The following is a 20,473-nucleotide window of genomic DNA, read 5'->3' as shown; positions in this document are numbered from 1 at the left end:
TCTTTTCTCCGACAGTGGTCTGCTCGAAGCCATCGCGCATCACATCCGTTCCTCACCAGGAGATTCCAGTGTTGCGCTGACCCATTGAGACCAAGGGCATGAGCGGATGTCGGTATCCGAACTCAGCTTCAACCGATGCTGCACCTACCCGACTGATCCGGTGCCAGCGTGGTGCCACCGGATCGACGAGCCGCTGTCGCACACTACGAATGTCGATCTCTGACCCCCGGGCAGTCGCTCTGCCGAGAAGGAGCCGTTCGATGAAGAGATTGTGCGCGACCCTCACCAGCGTTGCCGCTGTCCTCATCGCTGTGACGCTATCCTCCGCCGCTCCAGCGCACGCGGATGAGTCTCCCGAGACAATCGTTGGATCTTCGTCCCGGTCGCAGGAGTGGTGTTGGGGTGTACCCCACATGTGGGACTCGCGGCGATATGTGGCCGTGTTCTCGCGTTGTCAGGTGGCGTCGGTGGCGAGGTGTTCCGGCAAGTCAAGGTGAGAGTGGTCGCAGAGCTATGCCGGAGGAGTAGCTCGGCAGCGACATCACTCGACTCTCCCCTGCCGCAGTAGGAACCGCTGTACCTTGCCGCTGGGCGTCTTCGGCAGGTTGGGCACGAAGTGGACCTTGCGCGGGTAGGCGTGCGCGGCGAACTTCTCCTTTACCAGGCCTTGCAGCTCGGCTTCCACATCGGCGCCCCCCGCGGTTCCGTCACGCAGCACTACGAACGCCTCCAGCACCTCACCGCGCAGCTCGTCCGGCATGCCGACCACTGCCGCCTCGGCCACCTGCTCATGTAGCACGAGCACGCTCTCCACCTCGAACGGGCCGATGCGATAACCCGCCATGATGATCACATCGTCGTCGCGGGCGGAGAAGCGGAAGAAGCCGTCCGCGTCCTGCGAGCCTGCATCACCGGTCAGGTACCAGCGGCCATCGGCGGTGTAGCGCTGTGCGGTGCGTTCCGGGGCGTCGAGGTAGCCGAGGAACCACAGCAGCGGGCTGTGCTGCGTGTCGATCGCGACCCGGCCCAGCTCACCGGTGGAGGCGATGGTATCGGCGTCGTCGGCGAGCACCGCGCAGGACCAGCCCGGCAGTGAACGGCCCATCGAGCCCGCGGGCGCGCCGGTGTCGAGTGCTTCGTGCCAGGCGTCGCAGATGACCATGCCGTGCTCGGTCTGGCCGTAGTGGTCGCGCACCGCGACGCCCAGGTACTCCGCCGACCAAGCGACGACCTCGGGTGTCAGTGGCTCGCCCGCCGACGACGCGCGGCGCAGCTTCGAGGGCACCGACGGCAACGTGGTGCCGGCTGCGCGCAGCGCTCGGTACACCGTCGGGGCGGCAGCGAAATTGGTGACTCCGAACTTCTCCAGCACCTGCCAGGTCAGCGCGGCGGAGAAGCCCGCGTGCAGCAGGATGCTGCGAATTCCGGTGGCCAGCGGGCCGAGGATGGCGTAGTAGAGGCCGTAGGCCCAGCCCGGGTCCGCGGCGTTCCAGAACACGTCGTCGGCCCGGACATCGAGCGCGAACTCCTGGTACGCGTGAAAGGACGCGAGCGCACGCAGCGGAATCGGAACACCTTTGGGCGTGCCGGTGGTGCCGCTGGTGAAGAGCTGGACGAGCAGTCCGTCACCGCCGACCGCGACGGGCGTGGCGTCCGGGTGGGTGGCCGAAGAGGTGTCGAGCAGGTCGGCCATGCGCAGTGCGCCCTCCGGGGCATCCGCGCCGGTAACGATCAGCCGCCACGGCGGGTCGGCGGGCAGATCCGGGCCGGGGGCCAGCTTCGGCGCCTGGTCGGTGTCGGCGATGACGATCGAGGCGCCGGCAGCTGAAAGCCGCAAGGCGATGGCGGGCGGTGCGAACGCGGTGAACAGCGGGACGTGCACCGCGCCACGGCGCCAGATGCCGAGCAGCGCGACGACCAAGTCCTTCGACTTCGCCATCAGCGTGGCGACCCGGTCTCCCCGGCGCACGCCGAGCTCGCCGAGTGCGGCGGCGAACCGGGCCGAGCGTTCGCGCAGCTCACCGTAGGTGAGGTCGGCCGAGGACAGGTCGGCCTCGATGATGGTGAAGGCGACCCGGTCCGCCGGGTGCCGATCGCACAGTAGATTCGCCGCCGCCGCGTCGCTCCGGTCGTAACAATCCAGCAGGTCGCGCACCCGCAGATTCAGATCGGTGCCCATCTCGCGTCTCCTCTTTCCGTGATCCGGCACAACCCGGGTGTGCAATTAGGATGTGGGTCACATCGAGTTCGCCACTACCCCCGAAAAGGGGTGAGTCCAGTTGACCCACACCGCACTGCTGCGTCCCCGCGACGGCGACGCGTTGCGTGCCGAGATCCGCTGGGTAGCGAGCGAGGCCGGAGTGCCGGTGGTGTTCGGCGGCGAAGTGCATGGTGATGCGCTGGTGCTGTCGGAATTCGTCGGCACGATGACCAACGGGCTGCGCGGATTGTCCGTGTTGCGTACGTCGGGCCTGGGCGGGCGCGTGATGGATTCGGGGCGTCCCGCCTCGGTCGCGGATTACCGCAACGCCTCCTCGATCACCCACCACTACGACGGCCCGGTCACCGGCGAGGGCATCCGCTCCGTACTCGCTGTCCCGGTGGTCGTGGACAGGCGATCCCGCGTGGTGCTCTACGCCGCGACCAGGGGTGCCAGTCCGTTGGGTGATCGCACCGCGGACCTCGTCGTCCGAGCCGGTCGGCGCCTGGCCACCGAGATCACCCTCCGCGACGAGGTCGATCGACGCTTGCGCCTGCTGGAGCTGACCACCCCGTCGGCCGGGACGGCACCCGCGGTCACCGAGGAACTCCGCGACATCCACGCCGAACTCCGTGGCGTGGCGCGCTCCGCCGAGGACGACCGATTGCGGGGGCGCCTGCACGCGGTCTGCGAACGACTCGCCCGCGTCCTGGTCGGCGAACCGGCTCCGGACAGCCCGAAACTGTCCCGCCGCGAACTCGACGTGCTGTCCCAGGTCGCGCTCGGATGCACGAACCTGGAAGCGGCACAACGTCTCTCGCTCGGGCCGGAGACCGTCAAGAGTTACTTGCGAAACGCGATGGTCAAGCTCGACGCCCACTCCCGCCATGAGGCGGTCGTGGCGGCCCGGCGCCACGGACTTCTACCTTGACCAGCAGAGAGGGGAGATCTGGTCGCGCCGACGGGCCTACCCTCCGGACGCCGTGTCTTGGTCCGGGAGCAGGTCCGGGCGGCGTTCGCGGGTACGGGCGAGGGATTGCTCGCGGCGCCATGTGGCCACCTTCGCGTGGTCGCCGGAGAGCAGGACCGGCGGAACCTCCAGGCCGCGCCACGAGACCGGACGGGTGTAGCTCGGGCCTTCGAGCAGGCCGTCGGAGAATGAATCCTCTTGGTGGGACTGCTGATTGCCGAGCACGCCGGGCAGCAGCCGGACCACGGCCTCGGCCATCACGAGCACCGCTGCCTCGCCGCCGATCAGCACGTAGTCGCCGATGCTGACCTCTTCCACCCGGACCCGGCGGGCCGCGTCGTCGAAGACACGCTGGTCGATCCCTTCGTAGCGGCCGCAAGCGAAGACCAGGTGTGATTCGGCGGACCAGCGCCGCGCGGTGGCCTGGGTGAACGGCACACCCGCGGGCGTGGGGACGACCAGCAGCGCTTCGTCCGGGCAGACCTCGTCGAGAGCCGCACCCCACACGGTCGGCTTCATGACCATGCCGGGTCCGCCTCCGTACGGAGAGTCGTCGACCGATTTGTGCACGTCATGGGTCCAGCGGCGCAGGTCGTGCACCGCGAGTGAGATCAGCCCGTTGTCGATCGCCTTGCCCAGCAGCGCCGTACGCAAAGGCTCGAGGTACTCCGGGAAGATCGTGACGACATCGAGCTTCATGCCTGCCTCCTGTGTCCTGCGGGACACCCGCACCCGGTCGGCGTCTCACACCGCCTCATTCCGGGTCGAGCAGACCCTCTGGCGGATCGATGACGATGAGGCGGTCCGCGAGCGACACCGTCGGCACGATGGCCGTGACGAACGGGATCAGGATCTCCCGGCCGTCGTCGGCGGCGCGCACCGACAGCAGTTCACCCGCCGCTGAGTGCAGCACCTCGCGCACCGAGCCGACCACGGTGCCGTCGGTCAGCTGGACTTCCAGCCCTTCCAGCTCGTGATCGTAGTATTCGTCCGGATCGTCGGACGGCGGAAGATCCGCGCTGTCGACCAGGAACAGCATGCCGCGTAGCGCGTCGGCCGCCGCGCGGTCGGCGACGCCGGCGAGAAACACGAGAAGCCGACCCGAGTGCGCTCGGGCCGACTCCACGGTGAAATCGCGGACTTCCCCGGATCGCGCCAGCCGACCACGCAGCGTGGAACCGGGCGCGAAACGCGCATCGGGCTCGTCGGTGCGTACCTCGACGACAAGCTCGCCACGCACGCCGTGCGACTTGGCGACCCGCCCTACGACGAGTTCCACTACTGGTCGGTGTCGACCACGTCGACCCGGATGCCCCGGCCGCCGATACCTGCGACGAGGGTGCGCAGCGCGGTCGCGGTGCGTCCGCCGCGGCCGATCACCTTGCCCAGGTCTTCGGGGTGCACATGCACCTCGACGGTGCGCCCTCGGCGGCCGGTGATCAACTCGACACGGACGTCATCGGGATTGGCGACGATCCCGCGAACCAGGTGTTCGACAGCATCGGCGACGACGGCGGTCATGACTCCGCCTGGCTTGCGCTCGGCTCCGTCATGACTGCCGGGGCGGCCGCGTCTGACGTTCGCTCGCTGCGCTCGCTCATTACTCGGCGGCCTCGGTCTCGGCGGCCTCGTCCTTCTTGGCCTTCTTCTTCGGGGTGACGGCCTCGGCGACCGGCGCGCTATCGGCGGCGGCCAGCGCGGCGTTGAACAGGTCCAGCTTGGACGGCTTGGCCGCCTTGACCTTCAGGGTGCCCTCGGCGCCGTCGATGCCCTTGAACTTCTGCCAGTCACCGGTGATCTTCAGCAGCTGGAGGACCGGCTCGGTCGGCTGCGCGCCGACACCCAGCCAGTACTGAGCGCGCTCGGAATTGATCTCGATGAGCGACGGCTCTTCCTTCGGGTGGTACTTGCCGATGGACTCGATGGCCCGGCCGTCCCGGCGGGTGCGGGCGTCCGCGACGACGACACGGTACTGCGGGTTGCGGATCTTGCCCATGCGGGTGAGTTTGATGCGAACAGCCACTGCTGATCTGCCTTTCGTTGGTTGGTCACGGCGCGATTCAGCGACCCGCACGGTCTGCGAGCCCGGTTTTGCGCTTGGAGTGTGTGACCGCCGCGCGGTACGTAACCGGAGACGGGCTGACACTTGTCCGGAAGGACGGTGGTCCATTGTGCCAGACGGGCCGGTCTTGCCAGAAATCGCGGCACCCTCGCCCCTGGATGACCCTTTCTTGTGGCAACGAACGGACCTTCGCGGTCTGCTCCGACGGTCAGCTCACCAGCGGCGCAAGGGTGCGCCCGGCGAGTTCGACCGCGCCGGGCTCGTGTCCATTGAAGACCATGTTGACGATCAAGCCGTCGATGCCATGGTCGAGGACGCGGGTCCGCAGCTGCTCGGCAACCTCGTCCGGCGTGCCGACGAACTGACGGTCGGCGGGGCTCTGCTTGCGCTCCTCCTCCGACAGTGCCGAGAGGTCGATGCCCATGCCGCTCAGGTAATCCTGCTGCTGCTTACGGACGCGGTCACCGTCCTCGTCGATCATCAGGAAACACAGGTAGCTGGTCTCCAGCGTCTTCGGGTCGCGACCGACCTCGGTGCAGCGCTCGTGCAGGGCCGCGACCTTGCGTGGAAGCTCGGAGGCGTTGCAGATGATGTTGAGGTGATCGGCGAAGCGGGCGGCCAAACCGAAGGTCTTCTTCTCACCACTGCCGCCGAGCAGGATCGACAGGTCGTCGCGCAGGCGGGGCTCGTTCATCGCGTTCTCGGTGTGGTACCACCTGCCATCGAAACTGGGGCGCTGCCCGCGCAGCATCGGCTGGATGATCTGCAACGCCTCGTCGAGGCGTTCGAAGCGGTCGGTGAAAGTGCCGAAGTCGAACCCATAGGACTGGTGCTCGAGCTCGAACCAGCCCGCGCCGATGCCGAGCACCGCGCGGCCGCCGCTGACCACGTCCAGGGTGGTCACGGTCTTGGCGAGCAGGGCAGGATTGCGGTAGGTGTTGCCGGTTACCAACGCCGACAACTGGATTCGTTCGGTCGACGCGGCCAGGCCGGCGAGCGCCGTGTAGGCCTCGAGCATCGGTTCGTCCGGCGTGCCGATCCCGGGCAGTTGATAGAAGTGGTCCATCACGAAGGCTGTGTCGAAGCCGGCGGCTTCGGCCTCCCTGGCCTGCGCGACGACTGTGGGAAACAGCTCTCGCACCGATCGGCCGTAGCTGAAGTTGGGCATCTGATAACCGAGGCGAATGGTCACGAAACCGACCTTACGCGCCGTTCGGAAATACGCGGGTGAGCTGCGCTGACCGAAGTTTCAGCGGTGGCCGGTGACCGGACCGCGCTTGCCGAACACCCGCCCGCGCAGAACAACGGCGTACGGGGCGGTGAGCGCCTCCGGGTGAGCACACGGGTCCTCCCGGTAAACGACGAAATCCGCGGGCGCGCCGTGCTCGATGCTCGGCCTGCCGAGCCAGCCGCGGGCATTCCAGGAGGCAGCGCCGAGCGCATCGCGCCGGGACAGACCCGCGGCGCCGAGCGCGGCGATCTCGTCGGCGATGCGCCCGTGGCGGATGGAGCCGCCCGCGTCGGTGCCCGCGAAGATCGGCACACCCGCGTCGTGCGCGGCGGCGACGGTACCGCGCACCCGGCGATGCAGATCGCGCATGTGGGCGGCGTAGAGGGGGAATTTGCCCGCGCTGTCGGCGATTTCGGGGAAGGTGTCGATGTTGACCAGGGTGGGCACCAGTGCGGTGCCGTGCTCGACCATCATCTCGATGGTCTCGTCCGTGAGGCCGGTGCCGTGTTCCAGGCAGTCGATTCCGGCGTCGATCAAACCGGGCAGCGCGTCCTCTCCGAAGACATGCGCGGTGACGCGGGCGCCGTTGGCGTGCGCGGCGCCGATCGCCTCCTTCAGGATCGCGTCGCTCCACAGCGGGCGCAGGTCGCCGACGGAGCGGTCGATCCAATCGCCGACGATTTTCACCCAGCCGTCGCCGAAGCGGGCTTGCTCAGCGACGATCTCCGGCAAATCGCGCTCGTCGTCGAGTTCGATGCCCAGCTCACGGATGTAGCGTTTGGGACGGGCGATATGGCGGCCCGCCCGGATGATCCGCGGCAGCTCGTCGTGGTCGTCGATGAACCGGGTGTCGATCGGCGAGCCCGCGTCGCGCAGCAGCAGTGCACCGGCCGCACGTTCGGTCTCGGCCTGCGCGATGGCGCCCTCGCGGTCCTCGTCCCCCCCGCCGTATCGGATACCGACATGGCAGTGCGCGTCGACCAAGCCGGGCACGATCCACCCAACGTCACAGAGTGTTTCGGTGCCCGGCACAGGTTCGAAGGACACCAGCCCGTCGCGCACCCACAGATCGCGCACCTCGTCACCAGGCAGGATCACACCTCGCAGATGCACAGCAACCTCCCGGACATCGTCAGCTGCCACCAACCTACTGTCGATGCACCGTGACAGCTATCCGCGTCGATACCCGTTCCCAGGGTGGGCATCGCAGACGCGGTCTACTTCTTCGGGAACTTCAGTTTCGAGAGGTCGAAGCCCTCCAGGCCGGGCGGTAGCTGGTCGAGACCGGCGGGCATGTCGGAGATGTCGGGCATACCCGCGGGCAGTCCGGGCATGCCAGGCATGCCGCCCATACCGGGGAACCCACCGCGCACCTTCGGGGGCGTCGGGCCACGGCCGCCCTTCTTCCCCTTCTTGCCCTTCTTGGTGTTGCCGCGACGGGATCCGGGCAGGCCCATCTGGCGGCCCATCATGGCCATCATCTTCTTGGCCTCGAAGAAACGGTCGACGAGCTGGTTGACCTCGGAGACCTGGACACCGGAGCCGTTGGCGATGCGCAGCCGACGAGATGCGTTGATGATCTTGGGGTTGTCGCGTTCGGCCGGGGTCATGCCGCGGATGATCGCCTGCACGCGGTCGAGCTGCTTGTCGTCGACTTGGGCGAGCACATCCTTCATCTGGCCCGCGCCGGGCAGCATCCCCAAGAGGTTGCCGATCGGGCCCATCTTGCGGATGGCCAGCATCTGGTCGAGGAAGTCCTCGAGGGTGAGCTCGCCACTGCCGATCTTGCGGGCGGCCTCCTCGGCCTGCTGCGCGTCGTAGACCTGCTCGGCCTGCTCGATCAGGGTGAGCACGTCACCCATGCCGAGTATCCGGCTGGCCATACGGTCCGGGTGGAAGACGTCGAAGTCCTCGAGCTTCTCACCGGTGGAGGCGAACAGGATCGGGACGCCGGTGACCTCACGGACGCTCAGCGCGGCACCACCGCGGGCGTCGCCGTCGAGCTTGGTGAGCACGACACCGGTGAAGCCGACGCCGTCGCGGAACGCCTCGGCGGTGGTGACCGCGTCCTGACCGATCATGGCGTCGAGCACGAACAAGGTCTCGTCCGGCCGCACTGCGTCCCGGATGCCCACGGCCTGCCGCATGAGATCGGCGTCGATACCGAGACGGCCCGCCGTGTCGACGATGACGACGTCGTACTGTTTCTGCCCGGCTTCCGCGATACCGCCGCGCGCCACGTCCACCGGATCGGCGGCCGTGATGCCGAGCGGGTTCTCGCCGCTACCGACAGAGGTGCCGGGGTGCGGCGCGTAGACGGGCACGCCCGCGCGCTCGCCCACCACCTGCAGCTGGGTGACGGCGCCCGGACGCTGCAGGTCACAGGCGACCAGCAGCGGCTGATGCCCCTGCCCCTTCAGCCATTTCGCGAGCTTGCCCGCGAGGGTCGTCTTACCCGAACCCTGCAGACCGGCGAGCATGATCACCGTCGGCGGGTTCTTGGCGAGATTCAGTCGCCTGGTCTCGCCACCGAGGATGCCGACGAGCTCCTCGTTGACGATCTTCACGACCTGCTGGGCCGGATTCAGCGCCCCGGAAACCTCCGCGCCCTTGGCGCGCTCCTTGATCCGCCCGATGAAACCGCGCACCACGGGCAGCGCGACATCGGCCTCGAGCAGGGCGAGACGGATCTCCCGACAGGTGACGTCGATGTCGGCCGGTGACAGACGCCCCTTACCACGCAGATCCTTGAGGGCACCGGTAAGCCGGTCGGACAGGGATTCGAACACCGATCGCGCTCCTGATCTCGGGGGACGTCACATTCTCTCCCAGGGTAATGGGATCACCCACGTGATCGCGCAGGCGGTGCTCCCTTCTTGGTGGGAAGGGAACGCAACAGCCAGGAGATAACGCTCAAGAGAGGTCGAGGTGGCGATTCATGGACATTGCCGCGTCGGCCAGCTCCGGGAGTTCGATCACCGTAACGCCCTCCTGCCGCAGTTTCTCCACACCGACGCAGTCTGCGACGAATGTCGGCGGTTCACGCCACGCGATCACGACGACCGGGATACCCGCCTGCAGGATGCGGTCGGTACAGGCCGGACGGGTCTTGGTCGCGCGTTCCGAGCACGGTTCCAGGGTGCTGTAGATCGTGGCCCGGACCAGCCGGGGATCGTTCGCGCCCAGCTTGTCGAGTGCGGATTCCTCGGCGTGGACCTTCGGGTCGGTCTCGCGCGAGTAGCCGGTCGAGATCTCCCTGCTGTCGGCGACGATCACCGCACCCACCGAGAACGCGCCCTCGGCCGCCGGGGACCGGCGGGCCAGATCAATGGCCCTGTTCATCCAGTGGTGGTGGTCGTGCTCGGTCACCGCTCGTTCTCCTTACGCACCCCGGCCGCGCGAACGGTCGGGTCACATGAGGACCGCCCACAGTTCGGCCGTCTGGACCCCGACCGCGTCGCAGTCGGCGAGACTCGGCCGCGGATGTCGGTCGCCAGCGTAATCGTTCTAAGGGTCCAGCACCCGGCGGCGTGGTTTGGCGGTTTTGCGGTAGTCGTGGTTTTCCTTGGCCACCATGAAGACCGCCTCGCGGGCGGTCAGGCCCAGTTCGAGGGACAAGTCGTCGAGGACGGCCCATTCTGTGGTGGTGGGGATCGCGGAGGAAGCGATCGTCGATGCGATGGTCATCGCACTCACGGCCTGTTGTCCGGTCAAGGTGCGACCCGGCAGCCAGGACACCACCCAGCGGTCACCGCCGACGCATCGCGCGATATGCGTGGTCTCGTCACTGGTCATCATCGACGCCGAAACGACTTCAATTGCCACCGACCTGCTCCCCTCGTGCTCGCGATAGCCAGACGCTCTGATCGTAGGGCTCGGCAGCCCCACCGGAGTTCAGTTCCAGCAAATCTTCTGCAACAGATCGGTCACCAAGCAAATTAGCAGCTCAAGTCCCAATCTCCGGGTCCGACACCCCGCCTTCATGCTTCTTTGGCACAGGTCTGGGAACCACCGCGAGAATCGCCTTCTCGATCGTTTCCCGGCGTATCGGGCTGTCCTCGGCGCCCATGTCGAGGCAGAAACTGTCGACCACCGCCGACCCCATCGTGACCACCTTGGCCCACCGGACATCGGCGCCGCAGCCCGCCAGCGCCGCGGCCAGGCGGCTGAGCAAACCGACGCGGTCCTCGGCGCGCAGCTCCAGGATCACTTGACCGGGCACCGAGGTACCGGACCAGATCACCCTGGGCTCGGCCCGCGCGTACCGGCTCGGACCGATGCCGCTCGCCTCGCGCTCGCGTGTGGCCAAAGCCGCAGAAACGTCCAGATCCCCCGCCATCGCACGGATCAGCTCCTGCCGTAGGAGCCCGGCGTCGGGCGGGTCGCCGAACTTGGGCGAGACGATGAAGGTGTCGATGGCCGAATCGCCTTCGACGCCGAGCGCGGCGGACAGCACCCGCAGCGAATGCAGCGCGAGCACGCCCGCGGCATCGGAGAGCAGACCAGCGCTGTCGGGCGCGATGACGGTGACGGTGTAGGTGTACTTGCTCTCACCGCGCTTCAGGTCGACATGCACGCCGCCCGCCGCGGCCTCGGCGATCAACTCCGGCGCGATCGGCTCCGGCGTCGGCAGCCGGTCACCGGCCATGACCACTCGGCAGCGGCGGACCAACTCGCCGATCAGCGACGCCTTCCAGTCGCCCCATACCCCGGGACCGGTGGCCAGCGAATCCGCTTCGGCCAACGTGTGCAGCAGCTCCAGCAGCTGCGCGTCACCCGTGAGCGCGTCCACTACGTACTGCACCGTATCGGGGTCGGAGAGATCGCGCCGGGTGGCGGTGTCCGGCAGCAGCAGGTGGTGGCGTACCACGGCGCTGAGTGTGCGCACATCCGACGGCCACAGGCCGAGACGCCGGCCGATGTGGGTAGCCAGCTCTGCGCCGACGACGCTGTGATCGCCCGCGCGGCCCTTGCCGATATCGTGCAAAAGTGCGCCGAGGGCGAGCAGGTCGGGGCGGGCCACCCGGGTGCTCATCACACTGGCGTAGGCGACCGTCTCCGCCAGGTGGCGATCGACGGTCCAGGTGTGCAGGGCGTCCCGCGGCGGCAGGTCACGCACCGCGCCCCATTCCGGAAAGAGCCTGCCCCACAAGCCCGTTCGATCCAATGCCTCGATCGCGTCGATCGCGCCCCGGCCCGCGCCCAACAGGACGAGCAGGTCGTTGAGTGCGTCTTTGGGCCATGGCTCGCGAAGCTCCGGCGCGTCCTCGGAGAGCCGGTTCAGCGTGGTGGCGGACATCGGCAGCCCGGTCTGGGCCGAGGCGGCAGCCACCCGAAGGACGAGCCCGGGATCGCGCTGCGGACGCGCGTCCCGGGCCAGCACGACTTCGCCCGCGTGCTCGACCACCCCCTCATCGAGCGGACGCCGGACCGGCATGCGGCGAAGTCGCGCCAGTCCACGACGTGGCAGGGCGTTGGCCGCGGTGCGCAGTCCGACGTCGACGGAATAGCTGACGGTCCGGGCGGAATCGCTCAGTGTGCGAGCCAGATCGAACCGGTCACCGATGCGCAGAGCCGCGCCGATCTCGTCGGCGTCCTGTGCGCGCAGCTGGTCGCGGGACCGCCCCGCTACCCGATGCAGCTCCGTGCGCACGTCCAGCAGACGCCGGTGGGCCTGCTTCAGGCCGCCGCCGGGCGCGTCCGGACCGAGTCCGGGCATGGCATCGGTCAACTGAGCGATGGCCAAGGCGTCGAGCAGTTGGATGTCGCGCAGACCGCCGCGTCCGTTCTTCAGATCGGGCTCGGCGCGGTGCGCGATCTCGCCGCTGCGCTCCCATCTCGCCTCGGCCTGCGTGATCAGCTCGTCGAACCGAGTCCGGATCCCGGTCCGCCATTCCCGGCGCACCCCACCGAGCAGCAGGTTGCTCAGATCCTGGTCACCGACGATGTGCCTGGCCTCCAGCATGCCGAGGGCGGCGATGAGATCGTCGGCGGCCACCCGCAGCGCCTGCGGCACGGTCCGCACGCTGTGGTCGAGCTTGATGTGCGCGTCCCACAGCGGGTACCAGAGCTGGTCGGCGACCTCGGCCACCCGGGCGGGATCGACGTCGTCGTGCAGTAGCACCAGATCCAGATCCGAGTACGGCAACATCTCCCCCCGGCCCAGACCGCCGACTGCCACCACCGCGAGACCACTGTCGGCGGCGATCCCCAGTTCGCTGCCCTTGCTGGTGAGCCAGAGCTCGAACAGGTCGACCAACGCGTGTCGCAAGGACTCGGCGTCGAGCCGAGGATTACGGGGCAGGCCGCCTTCGAGCAGTTGGGTTCGTGCGCGGACGAGATCGGCCGCGGCATTGGATACCTTGCCGTTGACTTCTTCGGTCACTTTCGGCTCACCGTCATGCTCGTACTGACTATCCACAACCCACCGCCCATTTCACGCGCACGGCCCCGCCCCGACCGGGAGCTCCGGTGGGAGCGGGGCCCGCCGCTCGACTCGATATCGGTTACAGCGCGTCGGTACCGCGTTCGCCGGTCCGGACCCTGATGATCGACTCCACCGGGGTGACCCAGACCTTGCCGTCACCGATCTTGCCGGTGCGGGAGGCTTCCACGATCACCTCGACGACCTTGTCGACGGACGCGTCGTCCACGACGACCTCGACGCGGACCTTCGGCACGAAATCAACCGAGTATTCGGCACCGCGGTAAACCTCGGTGTGCCCCTTCTGCCGTCCGTACCCCTGGACCTCGCTGACGGTCATGCCCAACACACCCGCCTGCTCGAGTCCGGTTTTGACGTCCTCGAGCGTAAACGGTTTGACGATTGCGGTGATCAGTTTCATGTTCGTCATGCCTCCTTGACGGCCGAACGTGCCGTGCTACCCAGAGCGGCGAAGTCGTAGGCGGTTTCCGCGTGCTCGGACTCGTCCAAGCCCACCGACTCTGCTTCTTCGCTCACGCGCAGCCCAATGGTGAACTTCACGATATAGGCAATGATCAGGGTCGCGATGAAGGAGAAGGCAAGTACCACACCGGCACCCACCGCCTGCCGCCACAGCTGATCGGTTCCGCCGCCGTAGAACAGACCGGTCTTGGCCGCACCCGCCTCGGGCGCCGCGACGAGACCGACCATCACAGTGCCGACGATGCCGCCGACCAGGTGCACACCGACAACGTCGAGCGAGTCGTCGAAGCCGAACTTGAACTTCAGACCGACCGCCAGGGCGCACAGCACACCCGCGACGGCACCGATGGCGAGCGCGCCGACCACGTTCACCGAGGAGCAGGACGGAGTGATGGCGACCAGACCGGCCACGACGCCCGAAGCCGCGCCGAGCGAGGTGGGCTTGCCGTCGCGGATCTTCTCCACCAGCAGCCAGGCCAGCATCGCGGCACAGGTGGCGATGGTGGTGGTAACGAAGGTCGAGCCGGCAAGGCCACCGGAGGTCACCGCGGAACCGGCGTTGAAGCCGAACCAGCCGAACCACAGCAGGCCGGCGCCGAGCATGACGAACGGCAGGTTGTGCGGACGGAACGGCGTGGTCGGCCAGCCCTTGCGCTTGCCGAGCACCAGCACCAGCGCCAGTCCGGCCGCACCGGCGTTGATGTGCACGGCCGTACCACCGGCGAAGTCGACCGCGAGCAGCTTGTTGGCGATCCAGCCGCCCTCGTGCACGATAGTGCCGTCGGCGTCCTTGACATCGAAGTCGAACACCCAGTGCGCGACCGGGAAGTAGACGACCGTGGACCAGATGCCCGCAAACAGCAGCCACGCGCTGAACTTCAGGCGGTCGGCAACCGCGCCCGAGATGAGGGCAACCGTGATGATGGCGAACATCAGCTGGAACGCGACGAAGACGGTCGCCGGAATAGTGCCTGCCAGCGGAATGTTCACTGCCTCCGTGGTGACGACGCCCGCCGCGTCCTTGACCTCGGCAACCGAGTTGCCTCCGATCAAGCCTTTGAGGCCGAAGAATTGCGAGGGATCGCCGATCACGCCGAACTTGTTGTCACCGAATGCCGTCGAGTATCCGTACAGCGACCACAGCACACCGACCAAGCCCATGGCGCTGACGCTCATCATGATCATGTTGAGCACGTTCTTCGACCGAACCATGCCGCCGTAGAAGAACGCCAAGCCCGGCGTCATCAACAGCACGAGTGCCGAACTCGCCAGCATCCATGCGGTGTCACCGGTGTCCGGTGCACCGGTAAGGGGAAATGCCACCTTAATGTCCTCCTCATCTCGGGCCCTGCCGATTCCGGCGAATGGACCTGCACAGAAGGGTCCTCATTCGGTGTTTCATCCGTAGAGCTGCCGTGTTTCGCCTACGTGAACGGATGGCGCAGCTGTGTTGCTACCAGATTTCACGGCGTACACCGGAGGCTTCCGCACGGCGTGAGACGCGCGTCGGTGAGGTCGAACATTTCGTTGCCGACAAGCAGGAGCTGGCGAACATTCGGTTGTCGGCTCGATCGAGATCGAGCCGGACGTGATCATCCCCGCATGTGCCAAAACAGGAAGCCCGCGGCTCAACCTCGCGCGGAGGGCCGCCACGGGCTTGGCCGGTGGGATCGCTGATCAGCCCAGCAGCGCATCTACGAAGGCGCCGGGCTCGAACGGAGCCAGGTCGTCGGCGCCCTCGCCGAGGCCGACCAGCTTCACCGGCACACCCAGCTCGTGCTGCACCTGGAAGACGATGCCACCCTTGGCCGTACCATCCAGCTTGGTGAGCACGACTCCGCTGATGTCGACCACCTCGGCGAACACCCGCGCCTGGGTGAGGCCGTTCTGGCCCACGGTGGCGTCCAGCACCAGCAGCACCTCGTCGACGTCGGCCTTCTTCTGCACGACACGCTTGACCTTGCCCAGCTCGTCCATCAGACCGGTCTTGGTATGCAGCCTGCCCGCGGTATCGATGAGTACCACGTCGACGCCGCCCTCGATACCCGCGGCCACCGCGTCGAACGCGACGGCGGCCGGATCGGCGCCCTCGCGTCCGCGAACGGTCTCCGCGCCGACCCGCTCACCCCAGGTCTGTAGTTGGTCGGCGGCCGCGGCACGGAAGGTGTCGGCCGCGCCGAGCAGCACGCGGCGACCGTCGGCGACCAGCACCCGCGCGAGTTTGCCGGTGGTGGTGGTCTTTCCGGTGCCATTTACGCCTACGACCAGCAGGATCGAGGGGTGATCGGCATGCGGCAGCGCACGCACCGACCGGTCCAGTTCCGGGCGCAGCTGCTCGATCAGCACGTCGCGCAGCACCGCACGCGCCTGGTCGGTGGTGCGCACGCTGCGGGCCGCCATCTCCTCGCGCAGACGGGCGACGACGGCGGCAGTGCTGGCGGTACCGAGGTCGGCCAGCACGAGCGTGTCCTCGACCTCCTCCCAGGAGTCGTCGTCGAGGTCGCCGCCGCCGAGCAGGCCGAGCAGGCTCTTGCCGACCGCGTTCTGCGACCGGGACAGGCGTCCGCGCAGGCGGACCAGACGCCCCTCGGTGGGCTCGATCTCCTCGAGCGGAGCGACGGTCTCCGCGCCCGCGGGGGTGTCCGGTGCGGGCAGCACCGTGGCGTCGGCTGCGGTGCTCGTGCCCGATTCGGCAGGGACCGCGCCGGCCTCGACCGCGTCGGTAGCCGGCTCGGCAGCCACACTGGGCTCGGCAGCCACACTGGGCTCGGCGGCCACACTCGGCTCCGCGGCCACACTCGGCTCCGCGGCCACACTCGGCTCCGCGGCCACACTCGGCTCCGCGGCCACACTCGGCTCGGCGGTCGTGCCCGACTCGACAGTCGCGCTCTCCGTCGTGGTCGCCGTCGATTCGTCCAGCGCGGCCTTCTCGGCTGGGGCCGTGTCCGCGCTGTCGGTCGTGGTGGGCGCGGCCGTACCGGTGGTGGGAGCCTCCGCTGCGGTATCGGGCGCTGGGGGTGCCGTCGCGGACCCGTCGGAGGTGCCGCCCGGGGCAGTGGACGCCTCGGCGACGTCCGCTTCCGGAAGTGGCACATTGGTAATGCCGCGTCTGGGCGCGTCGCGCGGGATCGCTGCGTCGTCACCGACGTGCGGCTGCCCGTCGGTGTCGGTGCGTTCGACCGGCGCCGGCTCGGTCGTGGTCGCCGTGCCGCCGCGGCTGAAGCTGAATCCGCCGGACGCCGTGTAACCACCGGACCGGTCGGTTACCTCCTTGTCCTGCGTCGGCCGGGTCAGCGACACGCGGCCGCGCTTGTACCGGACGAAACCGGCGACAAGCACCACGAACAGCAGGGCGGCGACCGCGGCAATCAGGATCCAAGCTTGGGGACTCACACGGACCATCCTTGCAGAAGGACATCGCCGGCTCGGCCGCCGTGCCCGACGGAAGTACCAGCGGCGGTCCCGACGGCGAGGGCGTGAGCTCGGCAAACGCCGGACACGCCGGGCCAACAGCGCGACCGCTCGAACACCGACACAGCCCCCGAGATTTCTTGTCCTGCGGAACTTCTCGCGAAGTGACAATAGGATCGGCGACGTGACTGATCGAAACGTGCTTGGGGGGCCGCTGGAAGAGTGCGGCACCGATCCTCTCACCGGCTTCTATCGGGACGGCTGCTGCAGCACCGGTCCGGAGGATCTCGGCAGCCATACCGTGTGCACCGTCGTCACGGCAGAGTTTCTGGAGCATCAGGCGTCCATCGGCAACGATCTCAGCACGCCGCGGCCGGAGAACAACTTTCCGGGCTTGCAACCAGGCGACCGGTGGTGTGTCGTCGCTGTGCGGTGGCTGCACGCGCACGAGGACGGCGTCGCCGCGCCTGTCGTGCTGGCCGCCACGCACGAGAACGCTCTGGAAGTGATCTCGATGGACATCTTGCGCAAGTACGCCGTCGACGTGCCGGACGACGTCAGCGACCTGCTCTGAGGAGCCCGGCAGCATCAGGTCGACCGCGGCTTCCGCACAAGGCGGGCGTCCCATAGGTGCGCCAGGCGTACCCCCTCACCCGCGAGGAGGCGAAGCAACCGCGGTGCCCAGCTCGGCGGCGCGACGGCTGCGGGGCCGATCCCCTTCCCTCGGCCCGCGGGCGGCGTCGGTCTACGGCGGGGTCGGCGACCGATATGGCACATCTGACACATATGCGCCATCTGGGCACTATCCCGCGGTGGCGACGCGCCGCCGATGCGCCTTCTGACGGCACGCCGCCGAGCAGTACCTGGCGCGGCGGCCGATCCCGGTCTGCGGCACCAGCACGTGACATATCGGGCAGTGCTCATCGGCGCCGCCGCTTCCGTTACGATCAGCCGATTCGTTATGGGTTTCGTCGCCTTGTTTCGTTACGCTCAGGCCGCCCGGCTGGGCCCGCAAAGCGTCCAGCACGATCGCGGCGGTACGGTCCACGCCGCCCTCGGTCTTCCGGAGCTGTTGGATCGCAACACATCCGGTGAAGATGGCGAGCACGTCGTCGAGTTCGATGTCGGCGCGGACCGCGCCCTGCTGCTTGGCGGATGCCAGCAGCGCGGCCACCGCGCGATGGAATCGCACGCCGGCACCAGCCAAGAGCGTGCGCGGCCAGCCGTCGTCGGACTGGACAATGTCGCATAACGCCTGGTTGCCCGGCGTTGTGGCGATCACGGCACGACAAAAGGCGAAGAAGGCGGCTCCCGCGTCCCGCGCGCCGAGGTGATCGGCGGCCAGTTTCGCCAACCGGTCGATGCGCTGCTGCATCACCGCTTCCAGCAGATCGGATTTAGTCGGGAAGTGTCGGTAGACCGTGCCGGCACCGACGCCGGCACGGCGGGCGACCTCGGCGAGTGACACCGAGACACCCCGCTCGGCGAAGGCACGCTGCGCGGCGGCGAGCACGAGTGCGCGGTTGCGCCGGGCATCGGCGCGCGACACCGTGCCCGCGTCGACGGATGCGGTCATTTCGTTACGGCCTTCCACTGTACGACCTGGTCAACCGGGTCGGACCACCCGTATTGTCCGAACCGGGTTATCCGACCCGATTCTATTCCAACAGAAGGCGAAGCATGTCCCCTCAGCAGAACCTCATCCTGGTCACCGGAGCCACCGGCAAACAGGGCGGAGCCACCGCCCGAAGGCTGTTGGCGGACGGCAGGGCGGTGCGCGCGCTGGTTCGCGATGCGCAGGCACCCGCCGCACAGGAATTGGCCGCAGCGGGCGCAGAACTCGTTGTCGGTGACTTCGACTCGCCCGACACCCTGCCCACCGCGCTGGACGGCGCCTCCGGACTCTTCGTGGTTCCACCCGCCGCGTTCGGCCCCCGAGGCTGGGACGTCGAACTGGAAGCCGCGCGCGGCGAGGCACTCGTAGACGCGGCGCGCCGTGCGGGTGTCGAACAGATCGTGTTCACCGGCATCGCGTCGATAGGCGACGACACCTCATGGGGTGCGACCGGCAAGAAGCGCATCGAAGATGCGATAGCCGCCAGCGGAGCCCGCTATACGCTGCTGCGCCCGGTGCGCTTCATGGAGAACTATTTGCTGCGCACGTCACCGGTCGACGGGATCATCGACGGGGTGCACCGGCACCTCTTCCCCGCCGACGAGCCGATGAAGGTGATCGCCCTTGCGGATATCGGCGATATCGCCGCCCGCGCGTTCGCCGACCCGGAAGGCTTCGACGGCCGCGTCCTCGAACTCGCGGGCGATGCGATCACACCGCCCGCGGCCGCCGCGGCGATCAGCAGGACCACCGGACACCAGGTCCGCTATCAGGAGATCAGCGAGGCCGACGCGGACGCGCTCGGCGGAGAGATCGGCAACACCTGGCGCCTACTCCGCCACGCCGGCGGCTGGATCGCCGACGTCGAGCAGATCCGCGAGATCCACCCCGGCTTGCGGACGTTCGACACCTGGCTGGACGAAACCGGTGCGGCACAGATCACAGCGCTGCTGGACAGCGACACAGTGCGCACGTCACGGTGATCCGCGCCGGACGGTAATGCGCGGGCTCGCGTCTGGGCTGGTCTGCGAGACGCCTCATGCCTTGACGCTGAGCGATTGCTCACCGAGCACGGCGTGCATCCGACCTCAGTTGGCTCATGCCTAACGCTCCACGACGCGAACACTCTGACAGCCGAAGGGCCAGCGATTCGGATCATGCCAGCGGGCACCGGCAGGTGTGAGCGGTCGTGCGCCAAGCGGCGCGCCTGCGCTCCGTCACCGGGCTACCACAACGTGTCGCGAACACCCCCCAAATGCCGTGGCGCGACCCACGAAATGATCCGGGCCGGACAGCACTCGCTGTCCGGCCCGTGTTCCCCTCCGACCTCGGCTACCGGTCCTGGTCGCTGCTCCATCAGACGCAGGTACTCGCGGTTCAACTCGGCCAGTCGAGTTCACCGGGATCGCTGTCACAGGCGGCGTCCGCGACAGGGTTGTCTTCGACCAGCATCAGAATCGGGCGGTTGGCGACCCTGACCGTGGCACGATTGCCGCGTCCCGGTAGTTCCTCGGGTTTCATCCGATGTGGCTCATCTATATCGCGTGGTATGTGTTCAGCACGTCTTTCACCGCATCGGTGACGGGCAGTTCCTCCGTGATACCCGTCCACGTGTAAGCGTCATGCTCGGTCAATTGCACTGATTCCGGCACGCTCACCACCACAGTGAAATTGAATTGACGGCTCTTCCTTCCGCTGCCACCCTGGTAATCGAAGCTGCCGAGGAACTCACCGAGGCCCGTTACGTTCAGGCCGGTTTCCTCTGCGACTTCGCGAATAAGGGCCGCATCCAGAGTCTCGCCAGGTTCAACCTTTCCGCTGGGCAGCTCGAATATTCCACCCATGAAGTCATCCTTGGGACGCTGGAGCAAAAGCACCGTACCCTTGTGTTCCACTACAGCGCCCACAACGAGTTGCTGTATTCCGTCTATTTCGGCTTCAGCGGTGAGACGGGCAATCAACGCGGCATCGACCATTGTTCTCATTCATCCTTCACAGGTCGCGGTATCGGTCGGAGACTTTGCGGAACGCTTCGATATGGTCGAACAAGAATCTGGTGCAGAATCAGCCTGTCTCT

At 67.7% G+C, this 20,473-nt stretch carries 20 protein-coding genes; 3 read left to right on the top strand and 17 right to left on the bottom strand.

All coding sequences use genetic code 11. The features are described 5' to 3' along the window. Window positions 1–541: 541 nt before the first annotated feature. On the bottom strand, window positions 542–2,179 hold the full coding sequence (locus AB0H00_RS11120; protein WP_357264345.1) for an AMP-binding protein: 1,638 nt from the start codon (window positions 2,177–2,179) through the stop codon (window positions 542–544). A 100-nt stretch (window positions 2,180–2,279) separates the two neighbouring features. Between AB0H00_RS11120 and AB0H00_RS11115 the strand changes: the two genes are divergently transcribed. Continuing rightward, window positions 2,280–3,131: a LuxR C-terminal-related transcriptional regulator gene (locus AB0H00_RS11115; RefSeq protein WP_357264342.1), complete on the top strand. Its 852-nt coding sequence runs from the start codon at window positions 2,280–2,282 to the stop codon at window positions 3,129–3,131. 36 nt (window positions 3,132–3,167) lie between these two features. Here the strand turns inward: AB0H00_RS11115 and trmD are convergent, their stop codons facing one another. The 13 genes from trmD to ftsY all read right to left on the bottom strand — a co-directional run bounded on the left by trmD (window position 3,168) and on the right by ftsY (window position 16,763). Beyond that, the gene (gene trmD / locus AB0H00_RS11110) at window positions 3,168–3,869 is read right to left on the bottom strand and encodes a tRNA (guanosine(37)-N1)-methyltransferase TrmD (RefSeq protein WP_357264339.1); all 702 of its coding nucleotides are present in this window, start codon (window positions 3,867–3,869) and stop codon (window positions 3,168–3,170) included. A 55-nt stretch (window positions 3,870–3,924) separates the two neighbouring features. Further along, window positions 3,925–4,449: a ribosome maturation factor RimM gene (gene rimM / locus AB0H00_RS11105; protein ID WP_357264336.1), complete on the bottom strand. Its 525-nt coding sequence runs from the start codon at window positions 4,447–4,449 to the stop codon at window positions 3,925–3,927. After that, the gene (locus AB0H00_RS11100; RefSeq protein WP_357264333.1) at window positions 4,449–4,691 is read right to left on the bottom strand and encodes an RNA-binding protein; all 243 of its coding nucleotides are present in this window, start codon (window positions 4,689–4,691) and stop codon (window positions 4,449–4,451) included. The genes rimM and AB0H00_RS11100 overlap by 1 nt, the downstream gene beginning before the upstream one ends. 79 nt (window positions 4,692–4,770) lie before the next feature. Continuing rightward, a complete protein-coding gene (gene rpsP, locus AB0H00_RS11095; RefSeq protein ID WP_357264330.1) occupies window positions 4,771–5,193 on the bottom strand; it encodes a 30S ribosomal protein S16 in 423 nt (140 codons plus the stop codon). Window positions 5,194–5,440: 247 nt separating this feature from the next. Continuing rightward, window positions 5,441–6,424, bottom strand: a complete 984-nt coding sequence (locus AB0H00_RS11090) for an LLM class F420-dependent oxidoreductase (RefSeq protein ID WP_357264328.1) — start codon at window positions 6,422–6,424, stop codon at window positions 5,441–5,443. A gap of 57 nt (window positions 6,425–6,481) precedes the next feature. Then, entirely contained in the window at window positions 6,482–7,576 is a 1,095-nt protein-coding gene (locus AB0H00_RS11085) for an amidohydrolase family protein (protein WP_357264410.1), read from the bottom strand. A 104-nt stretch (window positions 7,577–7,680) separates the two neighbouring features. After that, complete coding sequence (gene ffh / locus AB0H00_RS11080) at window positions 7,681–9,252, bottom strand: signal recognition particle protein (RefSeq protein ID WP_357264325.1); 1,572 nt, start codon at window positions 9,250–9,252, stop codon at window positions 7,681–7,683. Window positions 9,253–9,376: 124 nt separating this feature from the next. Then, window positions 9,377–9,832, bottom strand: coding sequence for a deaminase (locus AB0H00_RS11075; RefSeq protein ID WP_357264322.1), 456 nt, complete (start codon window positions 9,830–9,832; stop codon window positions 9,377–9,379). A 138-nt stretch (window positions 9,833–9,970) separates the two neighbouring features. Continuing rightward, window positions 9,971–10,288: a hypothetical protein gene (locus AB0H00_RS11070; protein WP_357264320.1), complete on the bottom strand. Its 318-nt coding sequence runs from the start codon at window positions 10,286–10,288 to the stop codon at window positions 9,971–9,973. A 121-nt stretch (window positions 10,289–10,409) separates the two neighbouring features. Beyond that, on the bottom strand, window positions 10,410–12,848 hold the full coding sequence (locus tag AB0H00_RS11065) for a [protein-PII] uridylyltransferase (RefSeq protein ID WP_357264317.1): 2,439 nt from the start codon (window positions 12,846–12,848) through the stop codon (window positions 10,410–10,412). A 121-nt stretch (window positions 12,849–12,969) separates the two neighbouring features. Then, entirely contained in the window at window positions 12,970–13,308 is a 339-nt protein-coding gene (locus AB0H00_RS11060; RefSeq protein ID WP_040780799.1) for a P-II family nitrogen regulator, read from the bottom strand. Between the two features lie 5 nt (window positions 13,309–13,313). Then, a complete protein-coding gene (locus AB0H00_RS11055) occupies window positions 13,314–14,693 on the bottom strand; it encodes an ammonium transporter (RefSeq protein ID WP_357264314.1) in 1,380 nt (459 codons plus the stop codon). 354 nt (window positions 14,694–15,047) lie between these two features. Then, the gene (gene ftsY, locus AB0H00_RS11050) at window positions 15,048–16,763 is read right to left on the bottom strand and encodes a signal recognition particle-docking protein FtsY (RefSeq protein WP_357264311.1); all 1,716 of its coding nucleotides are present in this window, start codon (window positions 16,761–16,763) and stop codon (window positions 15,048–15,050) included. Between the two features lie 202 nt (window positions 16,764–16,965). Between ftsY and AB0H00_RS11045 the strand changes: the two genes are divergently transcribed. After that, window positions 16,966–17,355, top strand: a complete 390-nt coding sequence (locus AB0H00_RS11045; RefSeq protein WP_019048221.1) for a DUF2237 domain-containing protein — start codon at window positions 16,966–16,968, stop codon at window positions 17,353–17,355. A gap of 228 nt (window positions 17,356–17,583) precedes the next feature. Here AB0H00_RS11045 and AB0H00_RS11040 read toward each other — a convergent pair whose 3' ends face one another. Then, window positions 17,584–18,357 (bottom strand): TetR family transcriptional regulator, encoded by a 774-nt coding sequence (locus AB0H00_RS11040; protein WP_357264308.1) that lies wholly within the window; start codon window positions 18,355–18,357, stop codon window positions 17,584–17,586. 104 nt (window positions 18,358–18,461) lie between these two features. Between AB0H00_RS11040 and AB0H00_RS11035 the strand changes: the two genes are divergently transcribed. Continuing rightward, window positions 18,462–19,379: an NmrA family NAD(P)-binding protein gene (locus tag AB0H00_RS11035; RefSeq protein WP_357264305.1), complete on the top strand. Its 918-nt coding sequence runs from the start codon at window positions 18,462–18,464 to the stop codon at window positions 19,377–19,379. A gap of 394 nt (window positions 19,380–19,773) precedes the next feature. On the opposite strand, the gene AB0H00_RS11030 is transcribed toward AB0H00_RS11035, so the two are convergent. Both AB0H00_RS11030 and AB0H00_RS11025 read right to left on the bottom strand, forming a co-directional pair. Then, window positions 19,774–19,917, bottom strand: coding sequence for a hypothetical protein (locus tag AB0H00_RS11030; RefSeq protein ID WP_357264302.1), 144 nt, complete (start codon window positions 19,915–19,917; stop codon window positions 19,774–19,776). A gap of 14 nt (window positions 19,918–19,931) precedes the next feature. Further along, window positions 19,932–20,372, bottom strand: a complete 441-nt coding sequence (locus AB0H00_RS11025; protein WP_357264299.1) for an NUDIX domain-containing protein — start codon at window positions 20,370–20,372, stop codon at window positions 19,932–19,934. Window positions 20,373–20,473 lie beyond the last annotated feature (101 nt).

This window comes from Nocardia sp. NPDC023852 (assembly GCF_040639505.1).
Lineage (GTDB): Bacteria > Actinomycetota > Actinomycetes > Mycobacteriales > Mycobacteriaceae > Nocardia.
The sequence above is the reverse complement of the archived record's forward strand: the minus strand, read 5'-3'. Positions and strand labels throughout refer to the sequence as shown.